General features: G+C 61.0%; 17 protein-coding genes. 6 read left to right on the top strand and 11 right to left on the bottom strand.

What is annotated here, in order from left to right; translation table 11 throughout:
- Nucleotides 1–4: 4 nt before the first annotated feature.
- The gene (locus AADW23_RS09290) at nt 5–136 is read left to right on the top strand and encodes a hypothetical protein (RefSeq protein WP_341864222.1); all 132 of its coding nucleotides are present in this window, start codon (nt 5–7) and stop codon (nt 134–136) included.
- Between the two features lie 12 nt (nt 137–148).
- Here the strand turns inward: AADW23_RS09290 and AADW23_RS09285 are convergent, their stop codons facing one another.
- On the bottom strand, nt 149–931 hold the full coding sequence (locus AADW23_RS09285; RefSeq protein WP_341864221.1) for a helix-turn-helix domain-containing protein: 783 nt from the start codon (nt 929–931) through the stop codon (nt 149–151).
- A gap of 128 nt (nt 932–1,059) precedes the next feature.
- Between AADW23_RS09285 and AADW23_RS09280 the strand changes: the two genes are divergently transcribed.
- From AADW23_RS09280 to AADW23_RS09260, 5 genes are all read left to right on the top strand, one after another.
- Nucleotides 1,060–2,922 carry a TRAP transporter fused permease subunit gene (locus AADW23_RS09280; protein WP_341864220.1) on the top strand — a complete coding sequence of 621 codons (1,863 nt, stop codon included), beginning with the start codon at nt 1,060–1,062 and terminating at the stop codon, nt 2,920–2,922.
- Nucleotides 2,923–2,944: 22 nt separating this feature from the next.
- Nucleotides 2,945–3,976: a TAXI family TRAP transporter solute-binding subunit gene (locus AADW23_RS09275; RefSeq protein ID WP_341864219.1), complete on the top strand. Its 1,032-nt coding sequence runs from the start codon at nt 2,945–2,947 to the stop codon at nt 3,974–3,976.
- A gap of 59 nt (nt 3,977–4,035) precedes the next feature.
- Entirely contained in the window at nt 4,036–5,673 is a 1,638-nt protein-coding gene (locus AADW23_RS09270; RefSeq protein ID WP_341864218.1) for an alkaline phosphatase family protein, read from the top strand.
- Between the two features lie 4 nt (nt 5,674–5,677).
- The gene (locus AADW23_RS09265; RefSeq protein ID WP_341864217.1) at nt 5,678–7,429 is read left to right on the top strand and encodes a SulP family inorganic anion transporter; all 1,752 of its coding nucleotides are present in this window, start codon (nt 5,678–5,680) and stop codon (nt 7,427–7,429) included.
- Nucleotides 7,430–7,967: 538 nt separating this feature from the next.
- Nucleotides 7,968–8,987, top strand: coding sequence for a GlxA family transcriptional regulator (locus AADW23_RS09260; RefSeq protein ID WP_341864216.1), 1,020 nt, complete (start codon nt 7,968–7,970; stop codon nt 8,985–8,987).
- A gap of 32 nt (nt 8,988–9,019) precedes the next feature.
- Here AADW23_RS09260 and AADW23_RS09255 read toward each other — a convergent pair whose 3' ends face one another.
- The 10 genes from AADW23_RS09255 to AADW23_RS09210 form a co-directional block, all read right to left on the bottom strand.
- Nucleotides 9,020–10,222 (bottom strand): aminopeptidase P family protein, encoded by a 1,203-nt coding sequence (locus tag AADW23_RS09255; RefSeq protein WP_341864215.1) that lies wholly within the window; start codon nt 10,220–10,222, stop codon nt 9,020–9,022.
- 245 nt (nt 10,223–10,467) lie between these two features.
- On the bottom strand, nt 10,468–11,427 hold the full coding sequence (locus AADW23_RS09250; RefSeq protein ID WP_341864214.1) for a helix-turn-helix domain-containing protein: 960 nt from the start codon (nt 11,425–11,427) through the stop codon (nt 10,468–10,470).
- A gap of 75 nt (nt 11,428–11,502) precedes the next feature.
- Nucleotides 11,503–12,813, bottom strand: coding sequence for a TRAP transporter large permease (locus tag AADW23_RS09245; protein ID WP_341864213.1), 1,311 nt, complete (start codon nt 12,811–12,813; stop codon nt 11,503–11,505).
- Nucleotides 12,810–13,331 carry a TRAP transporter small permease gene (locus AADW23_RS09240; RefSeq protein ID WP_341864212.1) on the bottom strand — a complete coding sequence of 174 codons (522 nt, stop codon included), beginning with the start codon at nt 13,329–13,331 and terminating at the stop codon, nt 12,810–12,812. Before AADW23_RS09240 ends, AADW23_RS09245 begins: the two co-directional genes overlap by 4 nt.
- 22 nt (nt 13,332–13,353) lie before the next feature.
- A complete protein-coding gene (gene dctP / locus AADW23_RS09235) occupies nt 13,354–14,361 on the bottom strand; it encodes a TRAP transporter substrate-binding protein DctP (RefSeq protein ID WP_341864211.1) in 1,008 nt (335 codons plus the stop codon).
- A gap of 225 nt (nt 14,362–14,586) precedes the next feature.
- The gene (locus AADW23_RS09230; RefSeq protein WP_341864210.1) at nt 14,587–15,036 is read right to left on the bottom strand and encodes a thioesterase family protein; all 450 of its coding nucleotides are present in this window, start codon (nt 15,034–15,036) and stop codon (nt 14,587–14,589) included.
- Nucleotides 15,017–15,844 carry an alpha/beta hydrolase gene (locus AADW23_RS09225; RefSeq protein WP_341864209.1) on the bottom strand — a complete coding sequence of 276 codons (828 nt, stop codon included), beginning with the start codon at nt 15,842–15,844 and terminating at the stop codon, nt 15,017–15,019. The genes AADW23_RS09230 and AADW23_RS09225 overlap by 20 nt, the downstream gene beginning before the upstream one ends.
- Nucleotides 15,845–15,848: 4 nt before the next feature.
- A complete protein-coding gene (locus AADW23_RS09220) occupies nt 15,849–17,558 on the bottom strand; it encodes a class I adenylate-forming enzyme family protein (RefSeq protein ID WP_341864208.1) in 1,710 nt (569 codons plus the stop codon).
- A 34-nt stretch (nt 17,559–17,592) separates the two neighbouring features.
- Nucleotides 17,593–18,348 carry a glucose 1-dehydrogenase gene (locus AADW23_RS09215; protein WP_341864207.1) on the bottom strand — a complete coding sequence of 252 codons (756 nt, stop codon included), beginning with the start codon at nt 18,346–18,348 and terminating at the stop codon, nt 17,593–17,595.
- Between the two features lie 91 nt (nt 18,349–18,439).
- Nucleotides 18,440–19,936 (bottom strand): carotenoid oxygenase family protein, encoded by a 1,497-nt coding sequence (locus AADW23_RS09210; RefSeq protein ID WP_341864206.1) that lies wholly within the window; start codon nt 19,934–19,936, stop codon nt 18,440–18,442.
- Nucleotides 19,937–19,959: the final 23 nt, after the last annotated feature.

Genomic DNA, 19,959 nt, shown 5'->3' with positions numbered 1-19,959 from the left:
GCTCGTGATCGACGCCCCTATGCAGACCCCGTCGCCGCAGTTTATTGCGGCGACGGAACTTACGGCGAACCGCGCCAAGGTCAGCCATCGCGCGGGCCGATCGGTCAGCAACATCGGCGGCCTTTTAGCTGGTTAACTGGCACCGCGATCAGGCCTGATCCGCGAAACTCCGCCCAATTGCCCTTGCAGTGGTTTGGAGCTGTTCAAGATGCTTTTCCACCACTGCTTCTACCGAGTGATCGTTGGCATTCCAGACAAGGTTGATGGCGCCGACCGGCTCTGAATCCGCCAGAATCGGAACCGCGACGGCAGAGGGTAGCTCTCCATAATCAACCGCCCGGCCCCAATGCCCGGGGGCGCGTGTCGCATAGCCCCGTTCCGCGACTTCGTGCAGAATTTTCGGCAGTTGCGGCAAAGCGGCTGCGTCCTTGCGCGCCAGCTTCGGCAGCAGATCGTTCAGCGCCTGAAGCCTCGCCGTTTGCGAAAGTCCCGACAGGTAGGCGGGTCCAAGAGCCGAGAATACCGGTGACGGGCGGAAACCCACCGCGTCGGGATACACCCCGTGTTTCTTGAACACCCGCGTCGTATCCACAATCTCGACCCGGCCCTCACCGATGGCCGCGGCCAGATCCACCCCAAGCCCGGTTTCAGAGGTGAGCGTCACGACATCTTCCTTCGCAACACCCACCAAGCGGTCAACCAGGTCAGGCATGCCGCCGGCATTGGGAAAGCCTGTGCCTAACTGATAACAACCATCGCTGCTGCGCCGGGTCAGCCAGCGCTGATTTTCCAAAGTGGCGCAGATTCGAAGCAGCGTCGGCTTTGACAGGCCCGTTTGCGCAGCAAGGGCCGCAAGCGAAGTGGCCCCGGCCCCATGGATGGTTTCAAGAACTGACAGCCCGCGTTCGATAGATCTATTTAATTTTGTCATAAATGCGTTCCACCTAGTGTAACACTAAATCGACTTGGGCGACGGCAATCAATAGATGTTTCTCAAGTGTTTGGTGGCCCCAATGAGGAGATTGGGGCAGCTAAATCAGTCACGCGAGGGAGGACACCGTGTCAGACGTCAAAAAGAATCCGTTTCTAGAATACGTCATCGCTGCGTTGTCACTTCTTGTGATCGGCGTCGTTTTTTACGTGTCCGTCTTCGGCGTGTTTTCGGATTCCTACCTGCGGGTGGGAATGTTGCTGGTGGGCGGCCTGCTGATTATCCTGTCGGGTTTTGGGCGATCCCGAAACCTGTTCGACCGCGCCCTGCTCAGCGCGGTAGCAATCGCGCTTTTCCTTAGTGTTTACCAATACTTCCAAGCTGCGACACAAATCGAAACAGGGCTTTATTTCCTGTCCAATGCAGACATCTGGATGGGCCTTCTGGGCCTGATCGCCGTCATCGAGCTGACGCGCCGCTCCGTCGGCCTAGTCATGGCCACCGTGGCAGGCACGTTGCTGGCATATGGGGCATTCGGGCATATCGCACCGGGCTTCCTGCGCCACGCGGGCATCTCCACGGAAGAGTTGATGACCGTCCTGTGGTTCTCGTTCGACGGCGTATTTGGCCGCCCGATGGCGACGGTTGTATCCACGATCTTGATCTTCATCGTCTTCGGCGCGCTACTTGAACTGCTCGCCATCGACGTGGTTCTGGTGCGTCTTGCGATGGCAGCTACGGGCCGGATGCGCTCTGGCCCGGCAGCGGCGGCAACGGTTGCCAGCGGCTTGTTCGGCACCATTTCCGGCAGTGCCGTGGCCAACGTGGTCGGCACCGGTGTCATCACGATCCCGCTGATCAAGAAACGCGGCTTCACGGCGCGCTTTGCGGCAGCTGTTGAATCTGCGGCCTCCAGTGGCGGGCAGATCACGCCGCCGATCATGGGGGCCGTGGCGTTCATCATGGCCGATGTCACGGGCATGCCCTACCTTACAATCTGTGCCGCCGCCGCCGTGCCCGCACTGCTGTATTACGGAGGCCTGTTCGTGGCGATTTCCAGTGCCGCGCGCAACATGGACCTGCCGGAAGAGCCGCGCCCGAGCATCACCTTCAACTGGCGCGAGCTGACGCAGATGGGCATTTTCGTCCTGTCGCTCGCGGGGATTGTCATCACCATGGTCGGGGGCTCCTCTCCTGCCTATGCAGGGTTCATCGGTGTCGCGCTTGCCGCCGTTCTAGGTTTCGCGATCCGGCCCGACCTGCTGAGCAATGGGCAGGCGTGGTTGAAGTTCGTTCGCTCCGCCGGGCTGATCTCGGCGCAACTTGTCGTTATCGTCGGCGCCGTCGGGATCGTCATCGGCGTGCTGAATATGACCGGCGTGGGACTGCGGTTTGCGTCCCTCCTGTCCGGCCTGGCCGATGACCAACTGATCCTGTCTCTGGTGCTGATGGCCATCGCGTGCCTGCTTCTGGGCATGGGGATGCCGACGGTGCCAGCCTACCTGATCATCGTCCTGGTCATGGGACCGTCCTTGCAGAACCTCGGTGTGCCGATCGTCCACACGCATATGTTCGTGCTCTACTTTGGCGTCCTGTCTGCCATTACGCCGCCCGTGGCGCTTGCGGCCTTCGCGGCCGCCCCCATCGCGGGCTCCAGCCCCATGGCCACAGCGTTCGAGGCTTCGCGGCTGGCGCTACCGGGCTTCGTGATCCCGTTCGCGTTCATCTACCAACCCGCGCTTCTATTGGGGACAGGTTTCCCTCTGGCAGAGTCGGTTCAGGCGATCCTCTTCGTCCTGCTCGCCACCGTGCTGATCTCTCGTGCCTGCTATCCGCGCCGGGGCAAGTCCTACATGGTTCCTGTGGGCCTCGGGCTTGCTGTTGCCCTGATTTTCTTCGGACCAATGGTGTCCTGGATCGCCGCCATCGCCGCCCTTGGGCTGATGTACGTCGACCGGCTGGACATCAACGTTAAAAACCAAACCACGTGATCAAAACTGGGAGACCCGATCAATGACCACAACAAACCTCACCCGCCGGTCCATCATGGCAGGCACCACGGCCCTTGCCGCTGCCAGCATGTTGCCCGGCTCGGCCTTCGCCCAAACCCTGCTGCGCATGTCGACGCTTGGGCCCGGCACCAGCCCCAACCTGGTGATGACAACCTTCGCCAACATCATCAACGCCGATCTGGACGACTACGAAATCCAGATCAACGCCACCGGGGCCGCCACGCGCCACGTGTTGGAAGTGGCCATGGGCCGCACCGCGTTCTGCATGTCCTCGCCAGCGCTGCACGCGCTCATGTCCAACCAGCGCGCCATGTTCGAGACCATCGAGCAGGCCCCTGAACTGGCGACACGTCTGCGCACGGTTCTGAACTTCCCCATGGGTGTCTATCACATCGCGGCCTATGCCTCTTCCGGCATCACGTCGATGGCCGACGCCGCTGGCAAGCGCGTCTTCCTGGGCCCTCCCGGCGGCGCCGCTTATTCCACCATGTCGCGTCTGTTTGAAGCCGTTACCGGCCTTGTTGCGGGTGAGGACTATGAGGCCGTTCAACTGGGTTGGGACGCCGCCGCGGCCTCCTTCCAGGATGGCAACCTCGACATCTACTGCAACCCAACGAACGCGCCGAGCCCGGTTCTGACGCAGATCGCCGTCACCAACGAGATCCGCTTCTTGGGCATCCCCGCCGATCAGCTGGAATCCGAGGGCATCCAGGCACTCGCCGGCCGCCCCGGTTTTGGCCTCGGCACCTTGCCCGCTGGCATCTATGGCGACAATCAGGTGAACGAGGAAGACACCACGACGCTCCGCGTGACCGTGGGCATCGTCACCAATGACGAGGCCGATGAAGAGATGGTCTACGAGATGACGCGCAGCTTCTTCAACGGCGTAGCCGAGATGCGCGAAGGCGCGCCGTGGCTTGCAGCCGTGACGCCGGAAGGTGCCGTGCGCGATCTCAACATGCCGCTTCATCCCGGTGCGCTTCGTGCGCTTGAGGAACTGGGTGTGACGATCCCTGACGTCGGCCGCGGCTAATTCAAATTCAGGCCGGGGCGGTCTCGCCCCGGCCACATAGACAAAAAGGATGCCCGGATATGACCAAGAACGTTCTCTTCATCATGTGCGATCAGCTGCGGTGGGACTACTTGTCTTGCACCGGGCACCCCCACCTCCATACGCCCAATATCGACGCGCTGGCCGCACGCGGTGTCCTGTTTGACCGCGCCTACGTGCAGTCGCCCATCTGCGGCCCGTCCCGGATGTCGTTTTACACCGGACGCTATGTCAGCTCTCACGGGTCAACGTGGAATGGCATTCCCCTGAAGGTCGGCGAAATGACCCTGGGCGATCACCTCCGCCCCCTTGGCGTGCGCACCGCGCTGTGTGGCAAGACCCATATGACCGCCGACGTGGACGGGATGAAGCGCCTTGGCCTGTCTCCCGACAGCACCATCGGCGCGCTGGTCTCGGAATGCGGGTTTGAACCCTATGAGCGTGACGACGGCCTGCACCCCGACGGCCCCCGCTATGCCCGCAACAAGGCTTATGACGCCCACATGAAAGCCAAGGGCTACCCCGACGAGAACCCATGGGATACCGTCGCCAATGCCGCCGAAGACGAGGATGGCAACATCCTCAGCGGCTGGTTCATGGACAACGCCGACAAACCCGCCCGCGCCGCCGATGAGGACAGCGAGACCCCCTACATCACCGACCGCGCGATGGATTTCATCCAGGAGGCGGGCGACACACCCTGGTGCCTGCACCTGAGCTACATCAAGCCCCACTGGCCCTATATCGTGCCCGCGCCCTATCATGACATGTACGGCCCCGAGACGCATCTGGACCCGGTACGCAGCGAGGCCGAGCGCACCGATCCCCACCCCGTCTATGGCGCCTTCATGGAAGAACGCGTCAGCCGCGCCTTCTGCGATGACGGCACCCGCACCCGCGTCCTGACAGCCTACATGGGTCTGATCAAACAGATCGACGACCAGATGGGACGCCTGATGGCGTTCCTCGATGCCCAAGGTCTCACAGACGAGACGATGATCGTCTTCACCTCCGACCATGGCGATTATCTGGGCGACCATTGGATGGGCGAAAAGGAGCTCTTCCACGATGCCTCCTCCCGCATCCCGTTGATCGTGGTGGACCCCGCCCCCGAGGCCGACGCCACGCGTGGCATGACCTCCGCCGCACTGGTGGAAGCGATTGATCTGGTGCCCACCTTCCTTGACTATTTCGGCGGCGAAGAAGTGCCCCATATCCTTGAAGGTGCCTCCCTACGTCCCATCCTGCACGGCCAAGTGGAGGATGTGCGCGATGTCGCCGTGTCCGAGTACGACTATTCCATGCGCGATGTGCGCCGCAGGCTGGGGGTCGAGGTCAAGGATGCCAAGCTGACGATGCTTTTCGACGGGCGCTGGAAATACGTCTTCGCGGAAGGCTTCCGCCCGATGCTGTTTGATTTAGACACCGATCCGCAAGAGCTGACGGACTTGGGCGCAGACCCCGCCCACGCCGATGAGACGGCCCGATTGGAGCGGCATTTCTTCGACTGGACCCGACGCACGGCGCAGCGCACAACCCGCTCGGACGCTTGGATCGCCGCGCGCGACACGGTCCTAGGCGAGGCCAAGGCCGGTATCCTGATTGGCTACCGCAATGAGGCTGAATTGCACGACGTCCTGCCAGAGACCGCGGCCAAACCCGCCCAGAAGGCGTCCTGACCCAATGGCCTCGGCGCGCGAGACCTTGCAGCGACTGTCACCGGTGCGTCCGTGGTTCCGTGGCAGGTCTGCGGCAGATTGGAAGGCCGACGCCTTTGCGGGCCTGACCAACGCCACCATCGTGCTGCCCCAAGGGGTGGCATTTGCAATCATCGCGGGCCTGCCGCCAGAATACGGGCTGTTCACTGCGATCATCGTGACAATCGTGGCAGCCCTTTGGGGGTCCTCTCGGGTCATGGTCTCGGGGCCAACGACCGCGATCTCCGCAGTGATGTTTGCATCGCTCAGCACCCTCGCCGTGCCGGGAAGCGAGGCCTATATTGCGCTGGCATTGGTTCTGACGTTTCTAGTCGGCATCCTGCAACTGACCGCCGGTCTGGCGGGGCTTGGCGGGTTGATCGCCTTCATTTCTCACTCCGTGATCGTGGGGTTCACCGCTGCCGCCGCCGTGTTGATCGGCGTGTCGCAACTGGGCCCTGCCCTGGGGCTGGCGGGTGGCGAAGGGGGCGTGATCCACCGCATTACGCAGATCACATCGGACCTTGGCAACATCAACATCAACGCGGTGATCATAGCCGGATTGACCCTGTGCACGTTGATTATCTCTACCCGCATCAGTCGCAAGCTGCCCGGCTACATTATTGCCCTTGTGGTCGGCTCCCTTGCCGCCCTGGCGCTCGGTTCAGAGGCGACCGGCGTGGCAATGTTCTCGCCCCTGGCCGCTGTCATGCCCTCTTTCGCCGCTCCAGAGGTGCAGTTCAGCACCATCGGCACGCTCCTGCCCGCAGCTGCTGCGGTCGCCTTCGTGGGTCTGCTGGAGGCAATATCCATTGGCAAATCCTTCGCCATCCGGCGCGGTGAAACCTACGATTCCAATCAGGAAATGGTCGGCCAAGGCTTGTCGAACCTGACCGGCAGCTTCTTTCAGTGTTACGCCGGTTCGGGGTCTTTCACCCGTTCCGGCTTGAACGCAGAAAGTGGCGCGACCTCTCCGTTCTCGGCGATTTTCGCGGCGGCCATCCTTGCCGTTCTCCTGATCGTGCTGGCCCCCTTCGTGCGCTTCGTTCCGGTGCCGGCCATGGCGGCAATCATTCTGTTCGTGGCTTGGAAACTGATCAACTTCAGCGAGATCCGCCACCTCGTGGCAACCAGCCGGTCTGAAACCTTCATCCTTGCCGCAACTTTCCTGGTCGGCATCTTCTCGGGTCTTGAGTTCGCCATCCTCGTCGGTGTCGTGGCCTCGCTCTCGGTGTTTCTGAACAAAAGTGCGCACCCTTTGGTGGCGGTCGGTGCATTGACCGAAGTCAACGGGCGCCGTGTCTTCATGAATGCCTTGACCTATGACCTGCCCCAATGCCCGCAGATCCGCTTTGTTCGGATCGAAGGCCCGTTGTTCTTCGCCTCGATCGAGCATGTCGAGCGCGAATTCCGCCAGATGGAGGAGCGTGACGGCTTCAAGACCTGCATTCTCAACCTCAAAGGTGTCGGCAAGATTGATCTGGCCGGGGCAGATTTCATCCTCTCGGAAGCGCGACGAGCCCGAGCGCATGGGAAAGATTTGCACTTGATCGCCGCCAACCCAAGCGTTCTCACAACTCTTGGTCAGCTGCACTGCCTGGACGTATTGGGCCCTGCAAACGTGCATTCAAACAAGTCAGATGCGATCCGGCCAGCCGTCGCGCGGGCCTCAGACGCTGTCTGTCGATCTTGTACGATCCGGTGCTTCCAAGAATGCGCCACCAAGCCCAAGGCCTGAGCACAGACCGCTCGGACGACTGAGAACCGGGCGAAGCCCGCGTCAGGCGGGCGGATCACGGCACCCTTGGTCCTAACCGCCCCATGACCTCGCGGTCGTTTGTCAGCGCACGCAACCATACCCCCACGCGTGCGCCCCTTGCCTCTGCAGCGGTCGCGCGCGGCCTTCTGTTTGATCCGTGAGTTGAGACTGGCGGGACCGCGGTCACCGCGATACGTTTGGTGGAGCGTCAAGGCGGTAAAGTTGCCAGAATGGTCGCCGTCGCCATGGAGAAAAAGAGGCCACAAATGCGCAGCGTGCAAACTACAAAGTCGTCACGGCCGTGCAACAGAACACGCCGTGGCGGGCCAAATGCACTGCACTGCGACGCTCGAGTTTTGGCAGCCACCGCCCAGAGCGCGCCTTTCCGACGGCTGGCTTCACCAAAGGCCCGGCACCTGTCGGTCGCTAACTTGGCCTCATTGCAACGGGCCCGCGCCGGTGCGGCGCAACCTGGTCAACGTTCGTGCCTCAAGTTCCTATGACGGACCGTGACCCCATGTGGGCGGATCGGGCTGTCATCCCCGACGGGGCCTTCACCAGCACGATCAAGGAGCCACGTCCGACAAAGTGGTTCGGCTTCCTGCTGTTGCCGGAGTTTACACTGCTGGCGTTCAGTTCTGCACTTGATCCGCTGCGCATTGCCAATCAGTTGGCACAGCATCCTCTCTATGGCTGGCATGTCGTCTCAGAGGACGGCATGCCGGCTTCATCGTCGTCGGGCCTTCCCGTCGGCGTCCACGGCAAACTTGAAGAGATTTCCGACGACCTCCCCCTGTTCATCTGCTCCGGCAACAATTGGAGCGATGCGGCCAGTACCAAGACACTGGGCACCGTGCGCCGCCGGGCGCGGTTCGGCGCAGTTCATGGTGGCATTTGCACAGGTGCGGCGACGCTGGCGCGGGCCGGTCTGCTGAAGGGCAAACAGTTTACCCTCCACTGGGAGAACCAGCCTGGCTTCATCGAGCAATTCCCCGATCTCGCTCCCACGGGGAGCCGCTTTGAGGAAGACGGCGATTTGTTAACCTGCGGCGGGGGGGCCGCCGCCGCCGAGATGATGTTGGTGCAGATCGCCCGCGATTACGGCCGTGACTTTGCGGTGGTCGTGGCGGACATGTGCTTGAACGACCCTGATCTGAGTGGCAGCCGTCCGCAAAGGTCTTCCATCGCGACGGCGGTGGCCACGCGCAACCCCAAGCTGGTGGGCGTGGTGCAGCAGATGTACCACAGTATTGAAGAGCCGTTGCTGATGGAAGAATTGGCCGAACAAGCGGGCCTGTCGCGTCGCCAGCTTGAGCGTCATTTCCGCAAATACCTTGGGGAAACACCCGCAAAAACCTACATGAACATCCGGCTGGAACGGGCGAGGTCCCTGTTGGTGGAGACCGACCACAGCATCAACGAAGTGGCGGCCGCGACGGGGTTCAGCTCTGCCCAGATCTTCTCGCGGCAATTTCGCGACCGATACGGTCAGACGCCTTACGGCACCCGGAAAGGCCGCAAGACGCGGGAAGGCTGACCACCCTTTCACGCGGTGGTCAGCCTTGTTGCTTAGCCGATCACGTTGTGCTCGGGGCCGTAGGGGAAGCCGGTGATGTTCTCGTTGCCGTCTTCGCCGATGACCAGAATGTCGTGCTCACGGTAGCCGCCTGCACCGGGCTGGCCTTCGGGGATGGTCAGCATCGGCTCCATCGAGATGACCATGCCAGGCTCCAGCACTGTGTCGATGTCCTCGCGCAGTTCCAGGCCCGCCTCACGCCCGTAGTAATGGGACAGCACGCCGAAGGAATGGCCATAGCCAAACGTACGGTACTGAAGCAGATCCCGCTCGGCAAAGAGGTCATTGATCTTGTGGGTGACTTCCGCGCACGTCGCGCCGGGCTTCAACAGGCTGATCCCCAGCTCGTGCGCCGCGACATTGGCCTCCCAGATCTTCAGGCTCGCGTCATCGACCTCTTCCACGAACAATGTCCGCTCCAGCGCCGTGTAGTAGCCCGAGATCATCGGGAATGTATTGAGGCTCAGAATATCGCCGCGCTGCAACTGGCGGGTGGTGACAGGGTTATGCGCGCCATCGGTGTTGATGCCGGACTGGAACCAGACCCAGCTGTCACGGATTTCGGAGTCGGGGAAACGGCGGGCGATCTCCAGCTCCATCGCGTCGCGGCCCGCCATGGCGATATCGACTTCGCGCGCGCCGGCCTTGATCGCGTCGCGGATGGCATAGCCGCCGATATCGGCAGTGTTCGCCCCGGCGCGGATCAGCGCGATCTCGGCCTCGGACTTATGCATCCGCAGGCGCATTGTGGCGGGGGCGATGTCTTTCGTCGCAGACGGCGCGAGGAACTCATTGAGCAGACCCATTTGGGTGATCGACAGGTGATCGCCCTCAAAGCCGATGACCTTGCCAGAGCCGGTGACCGACAGGATCGCGCGCCAGTAGTTGTTCCGCTGCCAGTCGGTGTAGGTGATATTGTCGCCATAACCGCGCCGCCAAGGCTGTGCCGCGTCAATGCCCGCGCTCATCGTGACAGTTTCAGTTGCGGTGATGACCTGCGCGTAGGGGCGCCCGAAAGAGCAATAGAGGAAGCCTGAATAATAGGCGACGTTGTGCATGGACGTCATGACACAGGCGTCGACACCCTCTGCGGCCATGACGGCCCGCAGGTTGCTCAGGCGGGCCTCATATTCGGCATCTGCAAACGGAAGGGTCTTCTCACCCTGGTGAAAACGGTAAAACTGCGGACGTTCCATCGAACCGACTCCTAACAAGCGCGTGGCGCAAACAGGGGTCGTGATCCCCCCCATCGCCCGTGCGACAAAGCAAGATCCCGGCGTTCAGGACGGTGAAGAAGGGCATGCACAAAGTGCTGGCGACGCCATCGCTCGCCCATGGGCGCAGAATGCCACCACGAAACGGGCCGGACAATTAAATTTGCGGCACATCAGGTCGCATTCAGGCGTTCGCGCGCGACTTTTTGCGTCGAACCAAGGGCGCCTTAGCGATAGGCGCCCAAAAGTCGAATTTCCGACCGTGTCACCCGACCGCCGCAGGCAGAGCATCGGTAGTTTGGCGTGTAGCGGTGCCCGCAGGTCCGGTGCTGAAAGACAAGCGGCACGCCAGAAGGATCATCGCACCACTGATCACCCCACTTCGCGAGCATCGCAATATAAGGGAAAAGGTCCCTGCCCTTCTTGGTCAAGTGGAAGGCTTCATAGCGTTCACTGTCTTCCACGGATTTGCGCTGCAAGACACCAAGCGCCAGCAGTTCCTTGAGGCGCATCGACAGAACCAGTGGGGGAATTCGCAGATACGACACGAGGTCATTGAACCTGCGCGCGCCGCGGAACGCGCTGGCAATGATCGCGGGCGACCACATGTCGCCAAACATTGCCATGACCTCAGCCGAGCCAAGATATTGCTGCCCGTGGCGCGCAGCGGAGTTGGCGCGGCGGCGGGAATGTGCTTCGACGCGCTCCTCCAAGCCGGCACCGGGCCCGGCTTCGGCGAAGGTGTCATAGGGGGTCAGGGGCTGCGCACAGGTGTCGCAGCTGATGATCAGATCGCAATCATTTCCGCAGGACACATGGTGAAACCAAGGCCCTTCCTTACCGTCGTCCCCCGACCACGTGTTGGCCCACCGCAGAATTGAGCAAAGCGGCTCCCACAGGGCCAGTCCCGCCTCGTCCAAATGGTATTCCATCCGCCGTCCGCCCGTCTGCGTAGGCTTCTTCTTCAGAACGCCCGCCTCTACCAACCGCTCCAGCCGATTGGACAAGACGGCTTTGGGCAGGCCCAGTTCTTCCTGCCAATCCGTAAACCTGCGCGTTCCGTGGAAGGCCTGACGCAGGATCAGAAGCGTCCAACCATCACCCATGACGGCAAGCGCCCGGACGACAGAAAACTTGGCGACCATCGCCTCTTCGATCCGATCATTTGCTTTCGTGTCTGCGGTCACAGCGCTGCTTTCATTGATACGCAAGGCACAATCGGGCACCTTTGCGCGCCACCTAACCCCGTTCCCGCCCGTCTATCAACGCGGTAGATCAAGAATTGTCGGCAACCAAAGGGTCAATGCGGGCAGAAGGATCACCAGTGCAAGGCGGACAAAGTCCGAGATCAGGAACGGCACGATTCCTTTGTAGATGTCCCCCAAACGGCTGTCGGGTAGCATGGATTTGATAATCAGCGCATTGATCCCGATGGGCGGAGTGATCATTCCGATCTCGATCACCATCACCATGACAATCCCCCACCAGATCGGGTCGAACCCGAGATCCAGGATGAGTGGAAAGACGAACGGCATGGTCAGAACCATCGCCGAGACCGTGTCAAACAAGGCACCCAGGATGATATAGATCACCATGAGGCCCGCGATGATTATCAGCGGATGAACCTCCAGTGCGCCGAGAACCTCGACAATACCGTCAGGCAATCGGGACAATGCCAGCGCATAGCCGAAAACCGTGGCACCGATCAGGATTACGTAGAGCATCGCGCTTGTGGCGGCGGTGGAATAGAGGTTTTGCCAGAACACCTCGAGGCTGATCTTCTCTTTGAAGATGGCGATGGCAACCGCCAATAGCGCCCCGACGGCGGCGGATTCGGTGACTGTGAAAATCCCGGAATAGATGCCGCCCGCCACGACGCCACCCAACAGCAGCGTGGACCAGCTTTCCTTCAGGGCTTGGCCCCGCTCTCGCCATGACGACCGCTCACCAGCCGGCCCGGCATCAGGATTCAGGCCGACGTAGACCCGGATCGCAATCATGTACCCCACCACGGCAATCAACGCCGGAATAAGTGCTGCGGTAAACAACGTCAGAATGAATTGCTCGGCCAACACGGCATAAAGCACGATAATGACCGACGGCGGCACCAGGATCCCCAACGTGCCCCCCGCAGCGATACTGCCGCTGGAAAGCGCCGGAGAATAGCGCCGCTTCACCATTTCCCCATGGGACACTTGCGTCATGGTCGATACTGTCGCGATGGAAGAGCCACAAACAGCGCCGAAGCCCGCACATCCGCCGATGGTCGCCAGCGCGAGTCCGCCCCGATAGTGGCCAAGGAAGGCATAAGCCAGCCGGTAAATATCACGCCCCATGCCACCGGAGGCGGCAAAGCTGCCCATGATCAGGAACAAAGGGATGATCGCAAACTCCAGGCTGGCAAAAACGGTCGACGCTTCGGTGCCAACGATGGAGAACGCCGCGTCCCAGTTGCGCAACACGGCGAAGGTCACAACGCCTGCCACGCCCATGGCAATGCCGATGGGGACGTGAAGGGTGATCATCAACAGCAACCCAACAACGCCTAAAAGGCCGATCATTTCCGATGTCATACGTGATCTTCCTTGGCATCTCTTGTGGATGTACCTGCCGCGATCCGGAGCGTCACAATGACCTGCATCGGAACCGATACGCAGACGATAATCGCCGCCGCCCACCACACCGGCCCAGTGGGGATGCGTGCGACGGTCGTGGTGGAGTTATAGGCTACTTCCTGGCCCGCGATGACGGTCATCTGCCAGGCTAGAACGGCGAGCGCGACAGTGGTGATCACTGCCCCGAAAGTGTCGAGGATGCGTGTCCAGCGAGGCCCGAGAGCCCCGCCAAGAAATTCAATCGCCACGTGTTTCCTGAGCAGAACGCCCGTTGGAAAACACGTAGCGACGACGATGATGATAATCAGGCTGGCCGCATCATGGGCCCAGACAATCGCGCTGTTGAACACCGCGCGTGCCGTCACCGACGCGAGCGTGACGCAGGCGATGGCAAGCAACCCGAGGATGCCAATGATGGCGGTCGGCTTGCTGATTTGCGTCACGACGCGGTGCAACGTGTCGACTATCCGGGACATGATGTGCCTCCCCTCAACGCGATCAGTTGGACTGCGCGCGATGCTCTTCCAGACGCGCCATGTAGGCGTCCATCACCGCATCACCGGCAGTTTCGCGGGCGTTCCCCGCCAAGTCGCCAGTGGCCTCGATCAATGCGTTCACCGCGGCATCCTCTGCTTCCACAATGACGTGGCCGCGACCGGTATATTCCTCGATGATGCTGCCGCGCTCACGTGCATAATAGTCGACGACCATCTGCTGCCAGACGTCACCGGCTTGCGTGAATACGGCCTGGCCTTCCGGGGAAAGCTCGGCGTAGCTGTCGGGGTTCATCACCACGGACATGGCCAGAACGCCCATCGGAAGAGTGTAGGTGTTGTCGGCCACTTCGCCGAGTTGGAACACGTCGAAAACCGCCCAATCCGCGAGAGAGCCATCCAGCGTCCCCCGGCTGATCGCCTCGGGCGTTTCCGTGATGCTGACGGCCTGTGGGACACCGCCCAAAGCCAGCACCGATGCTGTCTGGGTCTGGCCCAGAACGCGCAGTTGTTGGCCGGAAATCTCGGAAATGTCGCCCAAAGGCTCGGAGGTGTGAACCATGTAGGGGTCCGTCGTCCAAACGGTCACGACCTGCAATTCGTCACCTGTCTCAAGCGTACCATCAAGGTGCATCTGCCATGCGGCATAGCTGCCTTCATCAGCGCTGCGGGCGAAACCGGGAAGCTCAAACACCGAGTAGTGCGGGTAGGCGCCCAGGTTACGGCCCGGAACCAGAACAGCCATGTCAGCAATGCCAGAGGACACGATCCGGTCCTGCTGGTTCGGGTCACGACCCAGCGTGCCACCGGCGAAGACTTCAACGGAGAACTCGCCATTCGAGTTTTCAGTAAGCCATTCCGCCCAGGGCGTCAGCAAGTCCGTCACGAATGATGTGCTTGCTGGAATGTAGGTAGCGAGGCTAAATTCGCGCTCCTGCGCGCTTGCCATTCCTGCCGAAAGGGCCATCGCGCTGACAGCCATACCTGCTGCAAAAATGTTCCGGGTATTCATGTGAGATTCTCCCTCAGTTGTCCCGTCTGATTGACGGCTGGCGACCTTAGCGATTCGCCCATTCTCCCGACGTCATAGTGCACTTAACGAACCTTTAGTAAAACCTTTTCTGATCGCCGTGCGAACTTTAAAATCACGCACCAGCAGCTAACAACGGCCTTTAAGCGCACTATTTCAACATCTTGAAAACGATGGAGAGAATATGCCCGCTTACAATAGGTCCATTTATTGTATTTCGCCGTCGACTACCCAAGCTTGCAGTTGCTGGCGCTGGTCGTCTGACAGTGCCACCGATGTTCGCGCGATCGCGTCAATCATGACCTGCGTTGAACGCGCCTTGGCGATCAGCGTGTCTTGCAACCAGATTTCTTGCCGAAATCCAAAACTGCTCCGCCCGATACGGGTGACGCCCAAGCGAATATCGACGGTCGCGGGCCAATGAAGTTCCCGCAGAAACTCAACGGACAGCGCGGCAATCACGACAATCTGACCCGCGGCCAGATTGAACCGCTCGGGGTCGGACTGAAAAGCCACGCGGCTACATTCCAACAGCGTGGAATAGACGGCGTTGTTGATATGGCCCTGCACATCCTGATCGCCGAAGCGCAGCGTTTCTTGGGTGTGGAACGGAAGTGGCAACTGTGTCGACATCATCTCAGGCGTCAGTTTTTTCACGGGTCATAACCTGTTCAACCGCCGCAATTCGGGACTTGAGGAAGTCCAGAACACGCATATTGAAATCGTCAGCATCTTCAGCCCAGCCAAAGTGGCCCACATGGTCCATGCACTGGAATTCTGCATTGGCAATCTTGGTGGACAACTTTTCCATCACCTTCGGTGGCGCAGCAGCCAAATCGTGGCCACCGGCGATGCACAGGACTGGCACATTCATACTTGGCAGCACCTCGCGTGCATCAAACCTTGTGATCGCCTCAATCGCGGCGCGGAAGGTTTCGGGCTTCATCTGCGACACGACGCGGACCACCATATCGGTCGCGTCATTGGACAGTCCTGGCGCAAACATCTTGCCCAGCATCTTGGGTGCGAACTCCTCCAGGGTCCGCCCGGCATCCAGGGGGGCAACGCGGGCGCGAACAAACTCTTTCTGCCAGTCGCCCTCGGATTTGCCAAACGCCGCGCTGGTGGCCGACAAGACAAGGCCGTCGATCATCTCGGGCACCATGCCGTAGGTGCGGATCGCGATCATGCCGCCCATGGAGTGGCCGAGGACGATGTTGGTCTCGGTTTTCTCGTGGGCGATCAGCCTTGCCAGCGCCTCGGCCGCAACTTCAACCGAGAAATTTGCGGGCAACGGGCTGCATCCATACCCCGGCGCATCCCATGCGACGACCCGCAGACCCGCATCACTGAATGCGCGCAATTGATTGCGCCAGTATTCCTTCGCGCCAAACGCTCCGTGGAGCATGAAAACCGTCACGGGGCCTTCGCCGGTTACGGAATAGTCGGGGAGTGTTCGTGTCATAGTGTCATCCATTGTCGGCTTGCGGCGCAAACAGCGCACGCACGGCGGAGGGGTCCGTCTTGCCGCTAGGCAGGACAGGCAGCGCGTCGAGCACACGCAAATGTTCGGGCAGTTTGAAAACGGCGATCTTGGCCTCGGTCTTAAGGTGGTCGCACAGGTCCGGCAGGGTCAGACTGGCGCCGGGGCGCAGGGTGACGGCAACGCCAACCTTCTCGCCCATCTTGTCATCGGGAACAGCGACGGCCACAACCTCGGAGACGGCGGGATGCGACTGCACAAAGGCCTGCACTTCCTCGGCCGAGATGTTCAGACCACCGCGCACGATGATATGCTTCAGGCGGCCAACAAACCTCAGGTAGGCGCAGTTATCGCCTGCATAGGCGAACAGATCGCCGGTGCGAAACCAGCCGTCGGCGTCAAAGGCATCCTGGGTGCCTTTGGGATCGTCCCAATAGTGGCGAAGGATGGTTTGGCATTTGACCCGCAATTCACCGATAACGTCGGCAGAGTGGACTTCGCGTTCAGTGGCCGGGTCCACAAGACGGGTCTGATAATTCGCCAATATCCCCAGTGTCGAGGGGCACGGCCCATTGCCGAGGCGCGGAAAATAGTGCGCGCGGTCTTCCGCGTCGGGGATGTCATCCTCGCTGGCCAGCAGCATCACGCCCTCGCTGGAGCCAAAGACATTGACCAGGGCGATGCCGAAACGGTCGCGGAAGTCGATCATGAGCTGCGGGTTGAGTTGCGCAGAACCCGTGGTGATGTGGTGCAGGCTGGACAGGTCCACTTCGGCGCCTGCGTCAATGCGTTGCAACATGGTCGTCAGGATCGCCGGTGGGCAGCTTGTGACCTCAGGCTTCTCTTGCGCGATCTGCTCGAGGAAGACCTCGATGTCGAAAGGATGATGCAGGATGATCCGGGCCGAGGAATATAGCCACGACGCAATCCCGTTTGCGACGGCCCCGATAGTGTTGAGCATACGGGGACAGAGGAACCCGCCCCCCACCGATAGCCGTGCCGCATCGGTCAGGAACGTGCGCATGTCGAACAGGTCCTGTTGGGTGCGTGGGATTGCCTTGGGTGCGGCAGAGGTGCCCGAGGTGAAGACGATAAACGCGTCATCATCGGGCTGCATATCGGCACGGACGATGGCGGCGTCCAAGCGCGCGGCCTCCTGCTCATCAAGCGCAAGCGCCGCGTTTGCATCCAGATCAACCACGCCATCGGGCACATCGCCGCCGTACGCCATCACCGTGACAGGCGCATCATGAGCATTGGCGATCTGACGCAGCATCGCCGCATGGGCGTGCTTCCCAAGCCGCTTGTGGCCGATCAGCACCCGGGGGCGCAGGCGATCCGTGAAACTGGCTATTTCAGCCTCGCGGTACTGGACTGGAACCTGCGCGAGGATCACCCCAAGGCGCAGGCAGGCCAGTTGCACAACCAGCGTTTCATGAAGCGTTGGGGCCACTGACAGGACAACATCACCCTTCCCGACCTTATGGTCCACAAGGGTCAATGCCATCCGGTCGACGCGCTGGCTGATCTGCGCCCAGGTCAGCCTTTGCGGCACGCCCTCCGCAATCCGTGAACGGTCGGAAGGGTCGACAAGGCATTCTGCATCGGGATAGGCGCGGCAGTTCCGCTCGAACAGGTCGAACAAAAGGCGGGCACCGTCATCAAGCGGAGCCTCGGTTTGCAGCTGTGTGTTCATGCGTTCCATCCCCCGCGTTCGACCTAGATGCCAATCAGTACGACAGCCGCAGGCCACCTGTGACCTCCAGCACTTCACCCGTCACCCACGCGGCCTCGGCTGAGGCCAGGAAAACCACCGGCCCCGCCAGATCGGAGGGCAGGCCCAGACGGCCCAACGGTGTCACATCAGCGACCGAGCCATAGTGCTCGGCGGCGGAGACGGCGTGGAAGTCAGAGTCTACCAGCCCCGGCGCCACCGCGTTCACTCGAATACCCTCGGGCGCCAATTCCCGCGCGAGCGCCCGCGTGAAGCTATCCACCGCCCCCTTTGCGGACGTGTATGCAATGCCGCCCGGCACGCCGCCGACCCGCGTGACCGATGAGGAAATGTTCACAATCGCGCGTCCCTGCCCCTTGCGCAGGAGCGGCAGCGCCGCCTGACACATCAACATCTGGGTGTTGATGTTAATCGCCATGACGCGGTTCCAATCGTCGAACGGCACATCTTCCAGCTTGTTCTTCAACGGCGAGGCCCCGGCGCAATTGACCAACACATCGAGCTTTCCAAACCTTCCCAAGATCCGTTCGATAATCGCTTTCGGTATGGCGGGATCGGTGAGGTCTCCGTCGACCTCCAGCACCTGCACGCCTGCCGCCTGCATCTCCACCGCCAGTTCAGCGGTCTTGGCCGCCTCCCCCATGCCGTGCAGCACGACGTTCGCACCCGCCTTCGCAAAGCGCTGAGCAATCGCGCGACCGATGCCGGATGCGCTTCCTGTGACAAGAACTGTTTGACCGTTGAAGTCCATTCTCAATCCTAAAGTTGAGGGTGTTATGACGGTAGGTATCCTGCCCGAGCGTCAGAAATCGAAGGGTTGCGCGGGCAGTACCGGGGTCGGGTCAGCTGTCGAGGCTGACGCCGTTTTCATAGAGCATGTGCGAGCCCGCCCAGAAGGCATGCGCGCCCGTGGGCACCTGATAGGGCATGATGATCCGGCAGATCGGCCCCTTCTCGATGTTTTGCGCATCGAACAGCACGCATTCGCCTTTGCCCGTGTTCTCGTTCGTCACGAAGGTGACGATGTAGCCGTCATCTTCGGACTTGGCGTTGATGCGGGCGGCAAAAGGCGCCTCGCTGACGAACTCGCCCTTGGGCATCATGAATGTCTTGGTCTCTCCGGTCTGGAAGTCGTACTTCTTCAGACCATCCAGCAACCACTCTCCCCGCACCGGCAGCGCGTTGTAGCTGTAGCGCGTGGGGCGCCCGTTGAAGAGGCCGTTGACCATCGGGAATTCCGAGATCTGGTCGTCCAGCGTTTCTTCCTGCGTCTCACCGGTCTTCATGTTGAAGCGCCAGCGGTGCATGTGGGTGCCTTGCGTGTGCATGTCGAGCATCCGGCACAGGCGGTCGTAGCCTTCCTTGGGCAGATCGCTCATGTCCGGCACAGGATTGGGCATGATGCAGCCTTCCTGCACGACCCAATCGCCATCCTCGTAGCAGTTGGCGAGGTGCAGGATGTAGCACGGCTCGGCGTCGAACCACTTCACGTCCTCATTGGTGCCGAAGCGCGGGATCACGCCGAAGCGCGCGGGGATATCCTTCCAGAACCGCAGGCGGTGGCCGCCTTTCTTCAGGCTCTCCGGGTCGAAGAACATCGGCAGATCGTGCAGGATCGAGTAGTTCTCGGTCATGCCCATGTCATGGGGCCAGCGCGGCCCCGGCAGGTCGATGGGCGCATAGTGAACAAGGTTGTTGTCCCCATCGACGACGCCATAGTTCATGTAAGGCGGCTTTTCGGAGAAGTTAAAGAACATCATATGGCCGGTATGCTCATCCACCTTGAAGTGAGAGCAGATGCCCCGATCTCCAAGCGCAGCGGCCCAGTTGGTGTCCGGCCCGAGGGTCTCCAGCGTTTCCGCGTCGATCCGGTACGGCTCGGAGCATTGGGACATCGCCACGATGATCTTGCCCGCGTGCACGATCACATCGGTGCCGGTGTTGTCCTTCATCGCGTTGATGCTGCCCCACCCGCGGCGCTGACGGCGGCGCGGCTCGATGATGCCGGGCCAGAGGGACTTGCCTGCGCCCTTCTCGGCCAGCCAACCCGTGGTCTGGGTATAGCGGTTGCGGTATTCGACCTTGCCCTCGTTGAACCAGATGGCGTGCAGCATGCCGTCGCCGTCGAAGGGGTGATATTTACCGATGGGCTCATGCACCTGATTGTGGCCGTTGCGCACATACATGCCTTGCAGGTCCTTCGGGATGTCTCCGATCACCTCAAGGTCCGGGCCTTTGGCGGTGTATTCCAGATCAATCGGCTTGTGAGGGCCGTTCAGGTAGGGGTTGTCGTTGGGGTATTCCAGGGTCGAATGACCGTGATTGAAAATATCTACCATGGGTCTTTCCTCCGATGAATTCT

Origin of the sequence: Gymnodinialimonas sp. 57CJ19 (genome assembly GCF_038396845.1) — a bacterium.
Lineage (GTDB): Bacteria > Pseudomonadota > Alphaproteobacteria > Rhodobacterales > Rhodobacteraceae > Gymnodinialimonas.
This window is presented reverse-complemented; position numbering and strand designations above follow the sequence as displayed.